The 15765-nt window shown below is 61.4% G+C and carries 18 protein-coding genes; 11 read left to right on the top strand and 7 right to left on the bottom strand.

Annotated elements, in window-relative coordinates:
- The first annotated feature begins 126 nt into the window (after nucleotides 1-126).
- The 3 genes from A0O30_RS04570 to zapE all read left to right on the top strand — a co-directional run bounded on the left by A0O30_RS04570 (nucleotide 127) and on the right by zapE (nucleotide 3385).
- Nucleotides 127-762: an alpha/beta hydrolase gene (locus A0O30_RS04570; RefSeq protein ID WP_105945734.1), complete on the top strand. Its 636-nt coding sequence runs from the start codon at nucleotides 127-129 to the stop codon at nucleotides 760-762.
- 25 nt (nucleotides 763-787) lie between these two features.
- Nucleotides 788-2137 carry a tryptophan--tRNA ligase gene (locus A0O30_RS04575; RefSeq protein ID WP_105945735.1) on the top strand — a complete coding sequence of 450 codons (1350 nt, stop codon included), beginning with the start codon at nucleotides 788-790 and terminating at the stop codon, nucleotides 2135-2137.
- A gap of 153 nt (nucleotides 2138-2290) precedes the next feature.
- Nucleotides 2291-3385, top strand: coding sequence for a cell division protein ZapE (zapE, locus tag A0O30_RS04580; RefSeq protein WP_060499786.1), 1095 nt, complete (start codon nucleotides 2291-2293; stop codon nucleotides 3383-3385).
- 132 nt (nucleotides 3386-3517) lie between these two features.
- Here zapE and A0O30_RS04585 read toward each other — a convergent pair whose 3' ends face one another.
- Together A0O30_RS04585 and A0O30_RS04590 are read right to left on the bottom strand one after the other, a co-directional pair.
- The gene (locus tag A0O30_RS04585) at nucleotides 3518-4438 is read right to left on the bottom strand and encodes a GlxA family transcriptional regulator (RefSeq protein WP_174442268.1); all 921 of its coding nucleotides are present in this window, start codon (nucleotides 4436-4438) and stop codon (nucleotides 3518-3520) included.
- 212 nt (nucleotides 4439-4650) lie between these two features.
- Nucleotides 4651-5691 (bottom strand): NADP(H)-dependent aldo-keto reductase, encoded by a 1041-nt coding sequence (locus tag A0O30_RS04590; protein ID WP_105945736.1) that lies wholly within the window; start codon nucleotides 5689-5691, stop codon nucleotides 4651-4653.
- A gap of 257 nt (nucleotides 5692-5948) precedes the next feature.
- Between A0O30_RS04590 and rplM the strand changes: the two genes are divergently transcribed.
- From rplM to A0O30_RS04625, 7 genes are all read left to right on the top strand, one after another.
- On the top strand, nucleotides 5949-6377 hold the full coding sequence (gene rplM / locus A0O30_RS04595; RefSeq protein WP_003251819.1) for a 50S ribosomal protein L13: 429 nt from the start codon (nucleotides 5949-5951) through the stop codon (nucleotides 6375-6377).
- Nucleotides 6378-6391: 14 nt separating this feature from the next.
- Nucleotides 6392-6784 (top strand): 30S ribosomal protein S9, encoded by a 393-nt coding sequence (gene rpsI / locus A0O30_RS04600; protein ID WP_003260797.1) that lies wholly within the window; start codon nucleotides 6392-6394, stop codon nucleotides 6782-6784.
- A gap of 263 nt (nucleotides 6785-7047) precedes the next feature.
- On the top strand, nucleotides 7048-7641 hold the full coding sequence (gene petA, locus A0O30_RS04605) for a ubiquinol-cytochrome c reductase iron-sulfur subunit (protein ID WP_003251823.1): 594 nt from the start codon (nucleotides 7048-7050) through the stop codon (nucleotides 7639-7641).
- On the top strand, nucleotides 7641-8852 hold the full coding sequence (locus A0O30_RS04610) for a cytochrome bc complex cytochrome b subunit (protein ID WP_003251825.1): 1212 nt from the start codon (nucleotides 7641-7643) through the stop codon (nucleotides 8850-8852). Before petA ends, A0O30_RS04610 begins: the two co-directional genes overlap by 1 nt.
- Entirely contained in the window at nucleotides 8852-9631 is a 780-nt protein-coding gene (locus A0O30_RS04615; protein WP_105945737.1) for a cytochrome c1, read from the top strand. The genes A0O30_RS04610 and A0O30_RS04615 overlap by 1 nt, the downstream gene beginning before the upstream one ends.
- 119 nt (nucleotides 9632-9750) lie before the next feature.
- Nucleotides 9751-10374, top strand: a complete 624-nt coding sequence (locus tag A0O30_RS04620; protein ID WP_105945738.1) for a glutathione S-transferase N-terminal domain-containing protein — start codon at nucleotides 9751-9753, stop codon at nucleotides 10372-10374.
- Between the two features lie 10 nt (nucleotides 10375-10384).
- Nucleotides 10385-10813 carry a ClpXP protease specificity-enhancing factor gene (locus A0O30_RS04625; RefSeq protein WP_016713547.1) on the top strand — a complete coding sequence of 143 codons (429 nt, stop codon included), beginning with the start codon at nucleotides 10385-10387 and terminating at the stop codon, nucleotides 10811-10813.
- 50 nt (nucleotides 10814-10863) lie between these two features.
- Here A0O30_RS04625 and A0O30_RS04630 read toward each other — a convergent pair whose 3' ends face one another.
- The 5 genes from A0O30_RS04630 to A0O30_RS04650 form a co-directional block, all read right to left on the bottom strand.
- Nucleotides 10864-11082 carry a YgdI/YgdR family lipoprotein gene (locus A0O30_RS04630; RefSeq protein ID WP_012274072.1) on the bottom strand — a complete coding sequence of 73 codons (219 nt, stop codon included), beginning with the start codon at nucleotides 11080-11082 and terminating at the stop codon, nucleotides 10864-10866.
- A gap of 131 nt (nucleotides 11083-11213) precedes the next feature.
- Nucleotides 11214-11792 carry a BON domain-containing protein gene (locus A0O30_RS04635; RefSeq protein ID WP_016713549.1) on the bottom strand — a complete coding sequence of 193 codons (579 nt, stop codon included), beginning with the start codon at nucleotides 11790-11792 and terminating at the stop codon, nucleotides 11214-11216.
- On the bottom strand, nucleotides 11789-12382 hold the full coding sequence (locus tag A0O30_RS04640) for a phosphoheptose isomerase (protein ID WP_016713550.1): 594 nt from the start codon (nucleotides 12380-12382) through the stop codon (nucleotides 11789-11791). Before A0O30_RS04640 ends, A0O30_RS04635 begins: the two co-directional genes overlap by 4 nt.
- Nucleotides 12383-12468: 86 nt before the next feature.
- Nucleotides 12469-12840 carry a YraN family protein gene (locus A0O30_RS04645; RefSeq protein ID WP_019098045.1) on the bottom strand — a complete coding sequence of 124 codons (372 nt, stop codon included), beginning with the start codon at nucleotides 12838-12840 and terminating at the stop codon, nucleotides 12469-12471.
- Nucleotides 12840-14657 (bottom strand): penicillin-binding protein activator, encoded by a 1818-nt coding sequence (locus A0O30_RS04650; RefSeq protein WP_105945739.1) that lies wholly within the window; start codon nucleotides 14655-14657, stop codon nucleotides 12840-12842. The genes A0O30_RS04645 and A0O30_RS04650 overlap by 1 nt, the downstream gene beginning before the upstream one ends.
- A gap of 186 nt (nucleotides 14658-14843) precedes the next feature.
- Here A0O30_RS04650 and rsmI point away from each other — a divergent pair, with 186 nt between their 5' ends.
- Nucleotides 14844-15719, top strand: coding sequence for a 16S rRNA (cytidine(1402)-2'-O)-methyltransferase (rsmI, locus tag A0O30_RS04655; protein WP_016713554.1), 876 nt, complete (start codon nucleotides 14844-14846; stop codon nucleotides 15717-15719).
- The last annotated feature ends 46 nt before the right edge of the window (nucleotides 15720-15765 follow it).

A 15765-nucleotide genomic window follows, 5' to 3' on the forward strand; every position in this document is an offset into this window, starting at 1 on the left:
CTCTATAAACGGCTTTGCTTTACGTTAACGGCTCAGACCTGCGCTGTATACCGCGAGCGATCGCAAATCAGAACAGAATTCCTCACCTAGACGAATCGACCCCTCCCGAGGTCACGGAGTAGTGCCTTGCTTGTCCGCGAAACCCCCTTGTTCATCGATGGCCCCAGTGGCCAGCTGGAAGCCTTGTACCTTGATGTGGCCGATGCCCGTGGCGCGGTGCTGATCTGCCACCCCAACCCGGTTCAGGGCGGCACCATGCTCAACAAGGTGGTCTCGACGCTGCAACGCACCGCCCGCGATGCCGGTTACGTCACCCTGCGTTTCAATTACCGTGGCGTTGGCCAAAGCGCCGGCAGCCATGACATGGGCGCAGGCGAAGTGGCCGATGCCGAGGCTGCCGCAGCCTGGCTGCGGGCCAGACATCCTGAACTGCCGCTGGTGCTGATGGGCTTCTCGTTCGGCGGCTTCGTCGCCACCAGCCTGGCCGGCCGCCTGGAGGCTGCAGGCACCGAGTTGCAGCACCTGTTCATGATCGCCCCGGCAGTCATGCGCCTGACGGCCGAATTCCCGCTGCCGCAGCGCTGCCCGATCACCGTGGTGCAGCCGGATGCCGACGAAGTCGTTGCGCCGCAGCTGGTTTACGAATGGTCCGACAGCCTGTCGCGCCCCCATGAGCTGCTGAAAGTGGCAGAATGCGGACACTTCTTCCATGGCAAGCTGACCGATCTGAAGGATCTGCTGCTGCCGCGCCTTTCGAACTGAGCCAAGCCTGAATAAGCGAACACCCATGACCACGCGCATTCTTACCGGTATCACCACCACCGGCACACCGCACCTGGGCAACTACGCCGGCGCCATCCGCCCGGCGATCCGTGCCAGCCAGCAGCCCGGTGTCGACTCATTCTACTTCCTGGCCGACTACCACGCCCTGATCAAGTGCGACGACCCGCTGCGCATCCAGCGTTCGCGCCTGGAAATCGCCGCGACCTGGCTGGCCGGTGGCCTGGACCCGGAAAAAGTGACCTTCTACCGCCAGTCCGACATCCCGGAAATCCCCGAGCTGACCTGGCTGTTGACCTGCGTTGCTGCCAAGGGCCTGCTGAACCGTGCCCATGCCTACAAGGCCTCGGTGGACAAGAACGTCGAGGCCGGCGAAGACCCGGACGCTGGCGTGACCATGGGCCTGTTCAGCTACCCGGTGCTGATGGCTGCCGACATCCTGATGTTCAACGCCAACAAGGTGCCGGTCGGCCGCGACCAGATCCAGCACGTGGAAATGGCCCGTGACATCGGCCAGCGCTTCAACCACCTGTTCGGCCAGGGCAAGGACTTCTTCGCCCTGCCGGAGGCGGTGATCGAGGAAAGCGTGGCGACCCTGCCGGGCCTGGACGGGCGCAAGATGTCCAAGAGCTATGACAACACCATTCCGTTGTTCACCAGCGCCAAGGACATGAAAGACGCCATCTCGCGCATCGTCACCGACTCGCGCGCCCCAGGCGAAGCGAAAGACCCGGACAATTCGCACCTGTTCACCCTGTTCCAGGCCTTCTCGACGCCTGAACAATGTGCCGGGTTCCGCGAAGAGCTGTTGCAGGGCCTGGGCTGGGGTGATGCCAAGCAACGCCTGTTCCAGCTGCTGGACGGTCAGTTGGCCGAAAAGCGCGAGTACTACCACCAGTTGATCGCCCGCCCGGCGGATCTGGAAGACATCCTGCTGGCCGGCGCTGCCAAGGCCCGCAAGATCGCCACGCCATTCCTCGAACAACTGCGCGAGTCCGTAGGCCTGCGTTCGTTCCGCAGTGGCGTGCAGGCCAATACCGAAGTGAAGAAGAAAGCCGCCAAGAGCGCGCGTTTCGTCAGCTTCCGTGATGAAGATGGCAGCTTCCGCTTCCGCCTGCTGGCCGCTGATGGCGAGCAACTGCTGCTGTCGCGCAGTTTCGCCGACGGTAAGAGCGCCGGTGCCGTAAGCAAGCAACTGCAACAAGGTGGCGAGGCGGATGTGCGCGTCGAAGGCCTGGGCTTCGCCCTGTGGCTGAACGACGAGCACGTTGCCGATGGCCCGCAGTTCGACAGCGCCGAGGCCCGTGATGTGGCCATTCAAAGCCTGCGTGATGCCCTGGCACCCCAGCATGACTGAGGCATTTCACCTGTAGGGGCGAGTTTACTCGCGAACACCGGCAAAGCCGGTGCCATACAGCGTATATGAGGCATATTGACGCAAGTCTCATTGCCATTAAGCGGGCCTGTCGCTACAGTGACGGCCCGTTTTTTGTTGCCTCGCTAACGAATCATGACTCCCTTAGAACGCTATCAAGCAGATCTGAAACGTCCCGACTTCTTCCATGACGCGGCGCAGGAAACTGCGGTGCGTCACCTGCAGCGCCTGTACGACGACCTGGTGCACGCGCAGAACAACAAGCCGGGCGTGTTCGGCAAGCTGTTCGGCAAGAAGGAGCAGACCCCGGTCAAGGGCCTGTACTTCTGGGGTGGGGTAGGGCGAGGCAAGACCTACCTGGTCGATACCTTCTACGAAGCGCTGCCGTTCAAGCAGAAGATGCGTACGCACTTCCACCGCTTCATGAAGCGTGTGCACGAGGAAATGAAAACCCTCAAGGGCGAGAAGAACCCGCTGACCATCATTGCCAAGCGCTTCAGCGAAGAAGCCAAGGTAATCTGCTTCGACGAATTCTTCGTGTCGGACATTACCGATGCCATGATTCTCGGCACCTTGATGGAAGAGCTGTTCAAGAACGGCGTGTCGCTGGTGGCCACCTCCAACATCGTGCCGGACGGCCTGTACAAGGACGGCCTGCAACGTGCGCGCTTCCTGCCGGCCATCGCCATGATCAAGCAGTATACCGACGTGGTGAACGTCGACAGCGGCGTTGACTACCGCCTGCGTCACCTGGAGCAGGCCGAGCTGTTCCACTTCCCGCTCAACGATGCGGCGCACCAGAGCATGCGCGCCAGCTTCAAGGCGCTGACCCCTGAGTGCACCCAGGCGGTCGAGAACGATGTGCTGATGATCGAGAACCGCCCGATCAATGCGCTGCGTACTTGCGATGACGTTGCCTGGTTCGACTTCCGCGCCCTGTGCGACGGGCCGCGTAGCCAGAACGACTACATCGAGCTGGGCAAGATTTTCCATGCCGTGCTGCTGAGCAATGTGGAGCAGATGGGCGTGACCACCGACGACATCGCCCGCCGTTTCATCAACATGGTGGACGAGTTCTACGACCGTAACGTCAAGCTGATCATCTCGGCTGAGGTGGAGCTGAAGGATCTGTATACCGGTGGGCGTCTGAGCTTCGAGTTCCAGCGCACCCTGAGCCGGTTGCTGGAGATGCAGTCGCACGAGTTCCTGTCGCGCGCGCACAAGCCGTAAGTTTTTTGGGGCCGCGTTGCGGCCCATCGCCGGCAAGCCAGCTCCCACAGGTTCAGCGCAGCCCTTGATGTGTGTGCAATACCTGTGGGAGCTGGCTTGCCGGCGATGGGCTGCAAAGCAGCCCCATTGGCCTCAAGCCTCTTGCATGAACTGTTGCCGATACTGGTTCGGCGACAACTCGGTGTGCTGACGGAACAGCCGCGCAAAGAAACTGGCATCGTCATAACCGACCTCATAGCTGATGGTCTTGATGCTCTTGCGCGTACTCGACAGCAACCCCTTGGCTGTCTCGATCCGTAGCCGTTGCAGGTAGTGCAGCGGCTTGTCGCCCGTCGCGCCCTGGAAACGGCGCATGAAGTTGCGGATGCTCATGCCGTGGTTGCGGGCCACATCCTCGAAGCGGAACTTGTCGGCGAAGTGCTCTTCCAGCCAGTGCTGGATCTGCAGGATGATCAGGTCCTGGTGCAGCTTCTGCCCGCCAAAGCCCATACGCCCCGGGGTGTAGTTGCGCTGGACTTCGTAGAGGATGTCGCGGGCCACGGCACGGGCCACGTTGGCGCCGCAGAAGCGTTCGATCAGGTAGATGTACAGGTCGCAGGCCGAGGTAGCGCCGCCCGCGCAATAGATATTGTCGGCGTCGGTCAGGTGCTTGTCCTGGTTCAGCCGGATCTTCGGAAAGCGCTCGGCAAAGCTGTTGAAGAAGCGCCAGTAGGTGGTCGCCTCCTTGCCATCGAGCAGGCCGGACTCGGCCAGCCAGAACACTCCACTGGCCTCGGCGCACAGCACCGCGCCGCGCGCATGCTGGTCACGCAGCCACGGTAGCACCTGTGGGTAGCGTTGCAGCAGGTTGTCGAAGTCGTCCCAGTAGGCCGGGAGGATGATCACATCGGCGTCGTCCAGGCCACCGTCGACCGGTAGCTGCACATTGCTGAAACTGTCCACAGGCTGGCCGTCGGGGCTCACCAGGCGGATTTCGAACATGGGCTGCAGGCCCAGGCCCAGCTGCTTGCTGTAGCGCAGGCTGGCGAGGTGGAAGAAATCCTTGGCTTGCATCAAGGTCGAAGCGAACACCTTGTCAATGGCCAGGATGCTGACGCGCCGCAGCGACGCGGAGGGTTGGGTAAACATCATTGTCATTGTTCTTATAGGGTAGAGTGGTCAATCACCGGCTGGATCGTCTTATTTTTTGGCGATGGTGTCTACCCCGGTACAGCACGTGCCCTCTTCGCGGGGTTACCCGCGAAGAGGGCGTTACAGGATCGCGCTCAAGGCGCAGGGTTGGGCTGCTCCTGGTGAATCGCCTCGATCCCTGCCAGCAGCTCGTCGCTCAGGCTCAACTCGACGCTGGCCAGGTTGCTCTCCAGTTGTTCGAGGCTGGTCGCGCCAATGATGTTGCTGGTCACGAAAGGCTGCCGGGTCACGAATGCCAGGGCCATCTGCGCCGGGTCCAGGCCATGCTCGCGGGCCAGTTGCACGTAGCGGCTGCAGGCCGCCACGGTCTGCGGGTTGGAATAGCGGGCAAAGCGGCTGAAGAGGGTCAGGCGGGCATTTTCCGGCCGTGCACCGTTCTCGTATTTGCCCGAGAGCATGCCGAAGGCCAGCGGCGAGTAGGCCAGCAGGCCGCACTGCTCACGGATGGCCACTTCCGCCAGGCCCACCTCGAAACTGCGGTTGAGCAGGTTGTAGGGGTTCTGGATCGATACCGCCCGCGGCCAGCCACGGCTTTCGGCCAGTTGCAGAAACTTCATGGTGCCCCACGGCGTTTCGTTGGACAGGCCGACGTGACGGATCTTGCCCGCACGCACCTGTTCGTCGAGTACTTCGAGGGTTTCTTCCAGCGGGGTGAAGTGGTCCTGTGGCAGGTGCTGGTAGCCCAGCTTGCCGAAGAAGTTGGTGCTGCGTTCCGGCCAGTGCAGCTGATACAGGTCGATGCGGTCGGTCTGCAGGCGCTTCAGGCTCTCGTCCAGTGCTGCGACGATGTGCTGACGGTTGTGTTTGAGCTGGCCGTCGCGAATGTGGCTGATGCCGTTGCCGGGGCCTGCGACCTTGCTGGCCAGCACCCAGTCGTCACGGTCGCCATGTTCACGGAACCAGTTGCCGATGATGCGCTCGGTAGCCGCGTAGGTTTCCGGGCGGGGCGGCACCGGGTACATCTCGGCGGTGTCGATGAAGTTGACCCCGGCGGCCTTGGCCCGGGCGATCTGTTCGAAGGCGTCGGCCTGAACGTTCTGTTCGCCCCAGGTCATGGTGCCCAGGCACAGGGCGCTGACGTTGAGGTCGGTACGGCCGAGCTGGCGGTATTCCATCAGGTAGACACTCCTTGGCAAAGAAGCCCATCAAAGCAGGTTGAAATTTTTCGCGCAATCTGGATAATTCGGCCCCTCTCCGTGTGGCGGAAGTGATGCACCACCACGCAGGAAGAACCCCGTCGAACATTGGCGTGCCCGACCCGAGCCCCCAAAAGCGTCAGCGTTCGGCTGCGCGTTTGCCCTTGGCAAGCTGTGCACTATCCAGTAAGATTCGCCGTCTATTTTTCGCTGGGCGGCCTCTGAGGCTTTAGAGAATGAAAACTTTTACTGCTAAACCGGAAACAGTAAAGCGCGAGTGGTTCGTAGTTGACGCCGCTGGCCAGACCCTGGGTCGTCTGGCTACCGAAATCGCTACCCGTCTGCGTGGCAAACACAAACCAGAATACACCCCTCACGTTGACACCGGCGACTACATCGTCGTTATCAACGCCGAGCAGGTTCGTGTGACTGGTGCCAAGTCTTCCGACAAAATGTACTACTCCCACTCCGGCTTCCCGGGCGGTATCAAGGAAATCAACTTCGAGAAGTTGATCGCCAAAGCCCCTGAGCGTGTTATCGAAACCGCGGTCAAAGGCATGCTGCCTAAGAACCCGCTGGGTCGCGACATGTACCGCAAGCTGAAAGTGTACGCGGGTGCTGCTCACCCACACACTGCTCAGCAGCCTCAAGAACTGAAGATCTAACGGGAAGGTTCATTATGTCGGCGACTCAAAACTACGGCACTGGCCGTCGCAAGACCGCAACCGCTCGCGTATTCCTGCGTCCGGGTACTGGTAACATTTCCATCAACAACCGTTCTCTGGACGTGTTCTTCGGTCGCGAAACCGCTCGCATGGTTGTTCGCCAGCCACTCGAGCTGACCGAAACCGTTGAGAAGTTCGACATCTACGTCACCGTTTCCGGTGGTGGTGTCAGCGGTCAGGCCGGTGCGATCCGTCACGGTATCACCCGCGCTCTGATGGAATACGACGAAACCCTGCGTGGCGCTCTGCGTCGTGCTGGCTACGTCACCCGCGATGCTCGTGAAGTCGAGCGTAAGAAAGTGGGTCTGCGTAAAGCGCGTAAGCGTCCTCAGTACTCCAAGCGTTAATACCGCTTCGGCAGTCGAGAAAAGCCCGGTTCCTTGGAACCGGGCTTTTTTTTTGGCTTGAACTAACCTGTCAGCATGTCAGTGGCCACTTGTCGCATAGACGCAGATCAAGCAAAGCGCGGGTTGTCGCCCCTTGCCGGGGTAATCACCTTGTCAGTGTGTGGATTTGTTTCTTACCATGGCGGCCAATTTTTAGTGCCATTGACACAACCTAAGTACAAGCCTGGTTCAACAGGCCAAGCAAGCTGATGGGAGAGGACTGAATGAGCAATGACGGCGTCAACGCAGGCCGGCGCCGCTTCCTCGTAGCCGCGACATCCGTGGTCGGGGCAGCGGGAGCAGTGGGGGCTGCGGTACCGTTCGTGGGGTCATGGTTTCCCAGTGCCAAGGCGAAAGCCGCGGGTGCACCGGTGAAGGTCAATATCGCCAAGGTCGAGGCCGGGCAGCAGATGGTGGCCGAGTGGCGTGGCCAGCCGGTGTTCATTGTGCGGCGAACGGAGGAGATCCTCGGTAACCTGAAAAAAATCACCGGAGACCTGTCTGATCCAGAGTCCAAGGCCTCGGTGCAGCCGGCCTATGTCGACCCTGAGGTTCGCTCGATCAAGCCGGAAATCCTCATTCTCGTCGGCCTGTGCACGCACCTGGGGTGTTCGCCCACCTTCCGCCCGGAAGTGGCGCCTGCCGATCTCGGTCCAAAGTGGGTAGGTGGCTACTTCTGCCCGTGCCACGGCTCCCACTACGACCTCGCTGGCCGCGTCTACAAGTCGCAGCCGGCGCCTCTCAACCTGCCAGTGCCACCGCACTCTTACGAGTCGGACGAGATCATCGTCATCGGCGTCGACCAGGAGAACGCATGATGAGCAAGTTCATGGACTGGATTGATGCTCGCTTCCCCGCCACCAAGATGTGGGAAGACCACCTGAGCAAGTATTACGCGCCCAAGAACTTCAACTTCCTGTACTTCTTCGGCTCCCTGGCGCTGCTGGTGCTGGTCAACCAGATCGTCACCGGCGTATGGCTGACCATGAGCTTTACGCCCTCGGCGGAAGAGGCATTCGCCTCGGTCGAGTACATCATGCGTGACGTGGAATACGGCTGGATCCTGCGCTATTTGCACTCCACCGGTGCGTCGGCGTTCTTCATCGTGGTCTATCTGCACATGTTCCGTGGCCTGCTGTACGGCTCCTACCAGAAGCCACGCGAGCTGGTCTGGCTGTTCGGTATGCTGATCTACCTGGCGCTGATGGCTGAAGCCTTCATGGGCTACCTGCTGCCGTGGGGGCAGATGTCGTACTGGGGTGCCCAGGTGATCATCTCGCTGTTTGGCGCCATTCCGGTGATTGGCGACGACCTCACTCAGTGGATCCGCGGCGACTACCTGATCTCGGGTATCACCCTGAACCGCTTCTTCGCCTTGCATGTGGTTGCACTGCCCATCGTCATCCTCGGCCTGGTGGTGCTGCACATCCTCGCCCTGCACGAAGTGGGTTCGAACAACCCCGATGGCGTCGACATCAAGAAGAAAAAGGACGAAAACGGCATTCCGCTGGACGGCATTCCGTTCCACCCGTACTACACCGTCAAGGACATCGTCGGCGTGGTGGTGTTCCTGTTCGTGTTCTGTGCCGTGGTGTTCTTCTTCCCTGAAATGGGTGGTTACTTCCTGGAGAAACCGAACTTCGAGCAGGCCAACGCCTTCAAGACGCCTGAGCACATTGCGCCTGTGTGGTACTTCACACCGTTCTACGCCATTTTGCGTGCGGTGCCTGACAAGCTGATGGGTGTCATCGCCATGGGTGCGGCCATCGCCGTGCTGTTCGTACTGCCCTGGCTCGACCGCAGCCCGGTGCGTTCCATGCGTTACAAGGGCTGGATCAGCAAGGTCTTCCTGCTGGTGTTCTGCGTGGCCTTCGTCATTCTCGGCGTGCTGGGCGTACTGGCGCCGACACCTGGGCGCACCTTGCTGTCGCAGGTATGCACGGTGTTGTACTTCGCCTACTTCCTGCTGATGCCGTTCTACACAAGGCTCGAGAAGACCAAACCGGTTCCGGAAAGGGTGACTGGCTGATGAAAAAGTTGATTGCAGTATTTTTGCTGGCAGTGATGCCTGCCTTTTCCTTCGCTGCCGAACACGGTCTGGAGCTGGACAAGGTCGATATCGACCTGACCGACAAGGCCGCCATGCAGGACGGTGCGCGTACCTTTGCCAACTATTGCATGGGTTGCCACAGTGCCAAGTTCCAGCGTTACGAGCGTGTGGCCGATGACCTCGGCATCCCTCACGAACTGATGCTGGAGAAGCTGGTGTTCACCGGTGCCAAGATTGGTGACCACATGCAGATCGGCATGAAACCCGGTGACGCCAAGACCTGGTTTGGCGCCGCGCCGCCCGACCTGACGCTGGTGGCTCGGGTGCGCGGTACCGATTGGCTGTACACCTACCTGCGTAGCTTCTATGAGGACCCGTCGCGGCCTTATGGGGTGAACAACAAGGTGTTCCCGAACGTCGGCATGCCCAACGTGCTGGTTGGCTTGCAAGGCAATCAGGTGATTGGTTGCAAGCAGGTGCAGACCGTGACCGATGGCAAGAAGCAGTTCGACCCATTGACCGGTAGCCCGATCACCCATGAAGCCTGCGACCAGCTGACCATTACGCCGAAATCCGGTACCCTGACGACCGAGCAGTTCGACGAGAAGGTCAAGAACCTGGTGACCTTCCTGGCCTATTCGGCCAACCCGGTCAAACTGGAAAGCCAGCGCATCGGTACCTATGTGTTGCTGTATCTGGCTTTCTTCTTCGTATTCGCCTATTTGCTCAAGCGTGAATACTGGAAGGACGTGCACTGATCACGCAGTAGTTTCTGGTTGTTGAACGCGCCCGGGGCGCCCCCAGCAGAAATGCCGGGGGCGCCCCGGGCGCGTTTTCATTTACAGTTGCACAAGCATCCCGTGCGAGGAGCCGCTACATGGGCGCAACCAACAGGTTAGCCTGCTATTCCGATCCCGCTGATCACTATTCTCATCGGGTACGCCTGGTGCTGGCCGAGAAGGGCGTTACCGTACAGGTCATTGATGTCGACCCCGCCCGCCTGCCGCCCAAGCTGGCCGAGGTGAACCCTTACGGCAGCGTGCCGACCCTGGTCGACCGTGACCTGGCGTTGTATGAGTCGACCGTGGTGATGGAATACCTGGAGGAGCGTTACCCGCACCCGCCGCTGATGCCGGTATACCCGGTTGCGCGCGGCAACAGCCGTTTGCTGATGCACCGCATTCAGCGCGACTGGTGTGCCCTGGCCGATACCGTGCTCGATTCGCGCAGCAGTGAGGCTGCCAGAACCGAAGCGCGCAAGGCCTTGCGCGAAAGCCTGACCGGCGTTTCGCCGCTGTTCAATGAATTCGCCTGTTTCATGAGCGATGAGCAAAGCCTGGTCGATTGCTGTCTACTGCCCATACTCTGGCGTTTGCCGGTGTTGGGTATCGAGTTGCCGCGGCAAGCCAAGCCGCTGCTGGATTACATGGAGCGTCAGTTCGCCCGCGAGCCTTTCCAGGCGAGCCTGTCCTCCGTAGAACGTGAAATGCGCAAGCTTTAAGGAGCCGTTGATGAACTCCAGTCGCCCCTATCTGGTTCGAGCACTGTACGAGTGGATCGTCGACAACGATTGCACGCCCCATATGCTGGTCAATGCCGAATTCCCGAAAGTTCAGGTGCCGGATGGTTTCGCCAGTGATGGCCAGATTGTCCTGAATATCTCGCCAAGTGCCGTGCGCCACCTGCACATGGACAATGAAGCGGTCAGCTTCGAGGGCCGTTTCAGTGGTGTGGCCCACTCGCTGTTCGTGCCGGTTGGCGCCATTCTGGGCATCTATGCCCGCGAAAATGGCCAGGGCATGGTCTTCGAGCTGGAGTCGCCAATGGATGGCGACGAGCTGGAAGACGATGACGTGCAGCCGGATGACGACGGGCCGCCAGAGGGTGGTGGGCAGCCGCCACGCCCAAGTGGCCGACCGAGCCTGAAAGTGGTCAAGTAACAAAAAAGGCGATCCAACCGGATCGCCTTTTTCTTTGTTGCAGCGCGGGATTACAGGTCGCTGATGGTGCGGACCTGGTCCTTGTTGATGCGGGTGCGCTTGCCATCGAGTTGCTGGAACTCGTAGAAGCCGGCGTCGCGGTCGAACTTCGGTGCATCGACAGCCTGGATTTCACGGCCATCGTTGAGGGTGATCAGGCTTGGGGTGGAGCAGCCGGCCAGGGTGGCGAAGGTGCCGATCAACAGGGCAGGCAGCAGAAGCTTTTTCATGCAGTGTTTCCTGGGTTTCTTGAAGGTGGGGCATTGATGTTGTCTGTGCCGGCCTCTTCGCGGCTAAAGCCGCTCCTACAGGTATCGCGTACCTCTGTAGGAGCGGCTTTAGCCGCGAAGAGGCCAGTGAGTCAGTCGATGTATTCGAACAGCTTGACGATCTTCTGCACGCCCGACACGCCCTGTACCACGGCAGTGGCCGAGTTGGCCTCCTGCTGGGTTACCAGGCCGAGCAAGTAGACGATACCGTTTTCGGTAATCACCTTGATGCGCGAGCTGGGCACGGCATTGTCAGTCAGCATCTGGGTCTTGATCTTGGTGGTCAGCCAGGCGTCATTGTTGCGTGCCAGGATGGAGGAGGGCTGCATCACCTGCAGTTCGTTGTGCACTTTCTTGACCCGCTGCACCTGGCCGGCGGTTTGCTCGGCAAGGCTCTTGAGGTCGGCGCGCGGGGTTTGCCCGGCCAGCAGGACGATGCCGTTGTAGCTGCTGACAACGATGTGCGAGCCTTTGTCCAGGTCAGGGCTGGCCTTGGAAATGTTCACGGCGGCCTTGGTCTCGATCAGCGAGTCGTCGATCTTGCTGCCGATGGTGCGCGTGCCGCGATCGTCCTCGATCGGCGAATTGCGTGTAGAGGTAAGTACCGAGCTGCAACCGGTGACGCTCAGGCACAGGGTCAGGGCCATCAGGCCGAGGCGCATTGGGGTCATTCTTCACTCCCGAACAGTTGGCTGTCGATCAGGTCGCACAGGCAGTGGATCGCCAGCAGGTGGACTTCCTGGATACGCGCGGTAACGGCGGAAGGTACGCGGATTTCCACGTCCTCGGGCAGCAGCAGCGAAGCCATGCCGCCGCCGTCGCGGCCAGTCAATGCTACGACAATCATTTCGCGGTCATGTGCGGCCTGGATCGCCTGGATCACGTTGGCCGAGTTGCCGCTGGTGGAAATCGCCAGCAGAACGTCGCCGGGTTGGCCCAGGGCGCGGATCTGCTTGGAAAAGACTTCGTTGTAGCTGTAGTCGTTGGCGATCGAGGTCAGGGTCGAGCTGTCGGTGGTCAGCGCGATGGCAGGCAGGCTCGGGCGTTCACGTTCGAATCGGTTGAGCAGCTCGGAGGAAAAGTGCTGGGCATCGCCAGCCGATCCGCCGTTGCCGCAGGCGAGCATCTTGCCCTCGTTGAGCAGCGCATTGACCATGACCAGGCTGGCCTGCTCGATGTGCGGTGCCAGGATGTCCATTGCCTGTTGCTTGGTATCGATGCTGGCCTGAAACAGCCGGCGAATTCGGGATTGCATGTCCATCTGGTGACCTTAAGTAGGGCGGTGGCCTTTGCTACGCGCAACAACGACCGGCCCGCGATACATAGAGCAAAAAAAACGAAGTGGGTTCAGCATTCGAAGGCGTTTTTCAGCCATTGAAGCGGTCTGCCTGCATGGTGGCTGCCCTGCAGGGCGACTACGTCGAAGCGGCAGGGGTGGTTGCCCCAATGGGGCTCCTTCTGCAGGAACAGGGTGGCGGCAAGCACCAGCCGTTTCTGCTTGCGCCCGTCGATACTGTCGAGGGCGCCTCCGAAGCCCGCGTGCAACCGGTAGCGGACTTCGACGAATACTACTGTATCGGCGTCAAGCATGACCAGATCAAGCTCACCGCCTTTGCATCGCCAGTTGCGCGCCAGCAGCTGCAGACCTTGCCCCTGAAGGTACTCAAGGGCCTGGTTTTCTGCCGCTTGCCCGGCGCGGGTTGGTGATGCTGCGGCCATCAACGCGCGGTGTCAGGCAGGCGCTTGATCTGGCCGCCGGCAAATTCGGCCCATGGCAACTGGCGCTCGACGCGTTGGTTGGCGTTGATGCTCAGGCTGCCCGAAAGGCCCATTACGCGGTTGTCTGGCAGTGCTTTCAGCTGGCCCAGGCGCGGTGCCAGGCTGTAGGCATCGACGCCCATGGCATACAGGCGGCCCAGGCTGCCAGCGGCTTGCGGCCACTGTTGCACGACTTGCTGGCGCAGGCTGTTGCTGGAGTCGAGCAACCACGGCGTTTCGCAGAAGCGAATGCCGTTCATGTCATTGTACTGGTTGACGTCGCCGCTGGCGCTGTACAGGTTCGAGGTCGCGTAGACAGGCACGTCACCGGCGTACTGGAAGTTCAGGGTCGGCTTGATCTGCTGTGCCTGTTGTGGGGTCGAGGCGAGGAAGATGAAGTCGATGTCCTGACGGCGCGACGGTTGTGCTGCGATGCTACCGCCTACCGTGCTTTGCAGGCTCTTGGCGCGGCCCTCGCTTTGACGCAGCTGGAACAGGTCGGCAATTTGCTGGGCCAGGGCGACGGGTTGGGCAATGCGCTCGGCGGCGAGCAGGGTGCCGCCATTGCCTTCCCAATCCTGGCGGAAGGCGGCCAGTACGCGGTCACCCCATTCGCCACTCGGTACCAGGGCCACGGCGCGAACCATGCCGTCTGCGCGTGCGCGGCGGGCAACTTCGCGGGCCTCGTCTTCGGCAGCCAGGCCGAACTGGAACAGCTGCGGTGGCGCCTTCTGACCGGCGTCGGCGTAGTTCAGGGCCAGGGTGGTAATGGGCAGCTGAGGTTTGGCGGCCAGTTGCTTCACCAGCGGTTTTTCCAGCGGGCCGATGACCAGTTGCACGCCAGCGGCCTGTGCCTGGCGATAGAAATCATCGAGCGAGCCGATGCGCGAGCTGTCGAACACCTGCACTGCAGGCGCTGGCTGGCCGGCCTGCTGGGCCTGGAAGTGGGCGGCCATGAAGCCGTCGCGCAACGCGCGGGCAACACCGGCCAGCGGGCCTTCCTGCGGCAGCAGCAGGGCAATTTTGGTCAGCGGCTGGCTGGCCAGTTCCTTGAGCTTGGTCAGTGCCTGCGGCAGTTGCAGGGCTGCCGGGTGGTCCGGGTGCTGTTTGACCCAGGCTTCGATAGCCGCTTGTTGCTGCTCCAGGGTGCCGGCGCTTTTCACGGCGAAGGCCAGGCTGGTCCAGCCGCTCAGCGTCTGGTCGTTGGCTGGCTGCTGCAGTTGCTCTGCCGGCAGCGAGGCGACCAGTGCCCAGATGGCATCGTTGTTGGCACTGGCGGCCTGGCCGCTGAGCAGCGGGGCCAGCAGTACACGCTGTTGCGCAGCAGCCAGGGCCTGGCCGTCGGCTTCGAGGGCGGCGGCGTGCACGCTGTAGGTGCGTGCTTGCTGCTCTGCCGGAAGCTCGGCGACGCGCTGCAGGCTAGGGTGAGCCAGTGCAGTCAGGGCGGCCTTGGGTTGGTTGCGGCTCATGGCCAGTTCGGCAGCGAGGGTGCTGGCGAACACTTGCTGGGCCGGCTTGAGCGTGTCCAGCGGGACTTGCTCGAGAATGCGTGCGGCGCGTGGGAAGTCCTTCTGCTTGTAGGCCAGGTCGGCTGCGCTCAGGCGCAGCAGGGCGGCGTCTTCCGCAGACTTGCTGGAAGCGGCCTTTTCGAGCAGTTGCTCGATGCTGGCATCCGGGGTGCGTGGCAGTTCGCCCAGGCTGGATGAGGGCGAGCTGGCGCAGGCCGCCAGCAGGGCAGCGAGGCAGAGGGCTGTGAGCAGCCGCAGGCAAGCGATCATGTAAAGGTCCTGTTACTCGATCAAGTTGGCCGGCAATTGTACCCAAGCACTGGCCGGGGCGCGATGTCGCCGTATAGATCCTTCACTATAGGTGGCTTGCCGCTGGTCGCTGGTGAAGTTCTTTGCGCCCTGTTGCAGGCGCTCGGGCTACAATGGCGCCTTTGATCCGAATGACAGGTGTGCGCAGTGACTGATGTGGCAGGGGCTTCGAAATCCACGGTGGGGACGCTGTATGTGGTGGCAACCCCTATCGGCAACCTCGATGACATGAGCGCCCGGGCGTTGAAGGTGCTGGCGGACGTGGCGCTGATCGCCGCCGAGGACACCCGCCATTCGGTCCGGCTGCTGCAGCACTTTGGCATCGACACGCCGCTGGCGGCCTGTCATGAGCACAACGAGCGCGACGAAGGCGGGCGTTTCCTCACCAAGCTGCTGGCTGGCGAGAACGTGGCATTGGTCTCTGATGCCGGTACGCCGCTGATTTCCGACCCGGGCTACCACTTGGTGCGCCAGGCGCGGGCCGCTGGGGTGAATGTGGTGCCGGTGCCGGGTGCCTGTGCTTTGATCGCTGCGCTGTCGGCGGCCGGCTTGCCGTCGGATCGCTTCATCTTCGAAGGTTTCCTGCCTGCCAAGCAGGCGGGGCGTCGGGCACGCCTGGAGCAGGTAAAGGAAGAGCCGCGCACGCTGATCTTCTATGAAGCCCCGCACCGAATCCTGGAGTGCCTTGAAGACATGGAAGCGGTTTTTGGTGGCGACCGCCCGGCATTGCTGGCGCGCGAACTGACCAAGACGTTCGAGACCCTCAAGGGCCTGCCGCTGGCTGAGTTGCGTGCCTTTGTGGCCGGCGACAGCAACCAGCAGCGCGGTGAGTGCGTGGTACTGGTGGGTGGCTGGAGTGCGCCGGAGGGCGAGCAGGCCATCAGTGCCGAGGCCCAGCGGGTGCTCGACCTGTTGTTGGCCGAGTTGCCGCTGAAGCGGGCGGCTGCACTTGCGGCTGAAATTACCGGGGTGCGCAAGAACCTGTTGTATCAACTTGCCCTTGAAAAGCAGAAAGCCGAATAGTGGCAAATTGATATAAATGCCGGTATTGCTTGTTCTCAAGCGCGCG

It is taken from the genome of Pseudomonas sp. LLC-1 (genome assembly GCF_002992185.1).
GTDB lineage: Bacteria > Pseudomonadota > Gammaproteobacteria > Pseudomonadales > Pseudomonadaceae > Aquipseudomonas > Aquipseudomonas monteilii.